This is a genomic window from uncultured Vibrio sp. (assembly GCF_947488985.1).
Classification (GTDB): domain Bacteria; phylum Pseudomonadota; class Gammaproteobacteria; order Enterobacterales; family Vibrionaceae; genus Vibrio.
In genome coordinates this window covers 1-1,867 of record NZ_CANLBV010000199.1, presented here as the reverse complement: position 1 = coordinate 1,867, position 1,867 = coordinate 1, and the positions used below count along the sequence as shown (strand labels likewise).

The 1,867-nt window shown below is 41.6% G+C and carries 3 protein-coding genes; all 3 read right to left on the bottom strand.

Features of this window, described 5'->3' with window-relative positions:
- Window positions 1-161: 161 nt before the first annotated feature.
- Entirely contained in the window at window positions 162-923 is a 762-nt protein-coding gene (locus Q1A70_RS19720; RefSeq protein ID WP_299695685.1) for a hypothetical protein, read from the bottom strand.
- A 142-nt stretch (window positions 924-1,065) separates the two neighbouring features.
- On the bottom strand, window positions 1,066-1,380 hold the full coding sequence (locus Q1A70_RS19715) for a DNA-binding transcriptional regulator (protein WP_119912653.1): 315 nt from the start codon (window positions 1,378-1,380) through the stop codon (window positions 1,066-1,068).
- Window positions 1,367-1,699, bottom strand: coding sequence for a type II toxin-antitoxin system RelE/ParE family toxin (locus tag Q1A70_RS19710; protein WP_299695690.1), 333 nt, complete (start codon window positions 1,697-1,699; stop codon window positions 1,367-1,369). Before Q1A70_RS19710 ends, Q1A70_RS19715 begins: the two co-directional genes overlap by 14 nt.
- Window positions 1,700-1,867 lie beyond the last annotated feature (168 nt).

The following is a 1,867-nucleotide window of genomic DNA, read 5'->3' as shown; positions in this document are numbered from 1 at the left end:
TATAAGTTTAGCGGATGTTTGACAACCGGGGGAATCCATGTAGCCCTGTTAAGGTGTGAGCAACGCAATACCGAAGCTTCCGCATACAACCTTAAACACAAAACGCAACGCATAGCAAAAATGCCAAGCGTTGCGAATCACTCTTAAACAGTTTGTTATGCCTATGACACCTTGCACTTATCACTTGCAATATTTTGGTTTGCCGTAGAGTTGGCTTTCATTAATATCTCATGGTCTTTGATTTTGACTTCGTAACTACGCAGAAGACCACTCTCACATAACAAACGGTTTTGAGGCAAAGGAATATCAGAATACAAATAACTACGAATTGAAAACCCGCCAAGCACAAATGTGGTATAGCCACATATATCTGATGTTGTGGTTTTTGGATTGATAATAACCCTTTTACGAGACCGCCTTTCCTTTGCATCGGGCATAGCATCACTCATAACCCTCTCAAAAGTACATGGGTATTCATTCGAGCGCATTGCGGTAAGAGATAGTAAACTGACCCTAAGTTTTTCCTCTTGCTGAGGATGTAACGAAACACCGCTATAAAAATCTAGTTTAGAGACAGAAGCACGCCACAATAGTGACATTTGAAATAGCTTTAACTTTTCATAGTTAACACCAGACAATTCGAGATGATCGCTAAATTGAGTTACTCTGACACCAACATTCTTTGGATTGTGGAGCAGTAACTCTGCAGCGTATTTTTCAAAATTTACTGAAAATTTCTGCTCACATTCTCCGCAAAGCATTTTTTCCGAGTAAGTCTCTTGCCCCCAATAATTAGCATCCCGAGTAATTACAATATGCCGACCATCAACTTGTTCTTTTTTTACATATTGAAAGAAAGCATCAGGAATGATGTGCGATTTCCTTAGATCTCTGTCTTTTAAGCACAGTTTACATGTTTCCATACACTAACCTCCAACAGTAGGCATAACGCCCGCTTAAGTGGTGAGCAACGCACCACCAAACTTAAACCATTGTGCCATAAACACTAAAGTCAAAAAGTGAGATGAAGCCGCGCTGCGTTGGGAATCCGCCTTAAAGCGTTTGTTATAGCTCTGCGATGTGCGACAGAGTTTCTGGATGACGCTGTACCAATTTTAGAAGAGTAACAGCTTGCCCATTTGGTGCGCTGCGCCCCTGCTCCCAGTTTTCCAATGTACGTGATGATGTATGCAGTAAACGAGCAAATACACCACGAGACATATTAAACTGCTCACGAATACTAACAATTTCATCAGGTGAGATATCTAGCTCACTGATGTCATTAACTTGATGAGTTTTCAGAGTCACTTTACCCTCTGAATGCTCCTTAGCTTCAACAAGTGCAGAACTCAGCTCTGCAAATAGGTCACGATTGCTCATTGCGCCACGCCTCCATAAAAGCCTTTAACTGTTTCTTTTGATCTGCGGTTAAGTCTGACATTTCATTTTTGCCGTAAATAGTCAGCAAATAGAAACGACGCTTTTCATCGAGGAAGTAATAGATAACACGTGAACCACCACGCTTTCCCTTACCTTTACTCGCTACTCGAATCTTCCGTAAACCACCAGTACCTTGAATTACGTCACCTTGCTTCGGGTTCGACATAAGTTCAGCTTGGAACAATCGAAACTCCTCATCACTGAGGTAATCATTTCGGTACTTTTCAAATATGGTTGATTCAACAAATACACTTTTCATAAGCAAAGTGTACGCAAGTAACGTACGAATAGCAAACTATACGTGAATAGCGTAGCTATTGGATTTAGGAGTGCGGATCTGACCAGAGCTATAACGAATGACATGGATTCCCCCTCCCGAGGATCTGCCACACTTATGTGGTACTTAAATGCACCGGAGGCACCATGT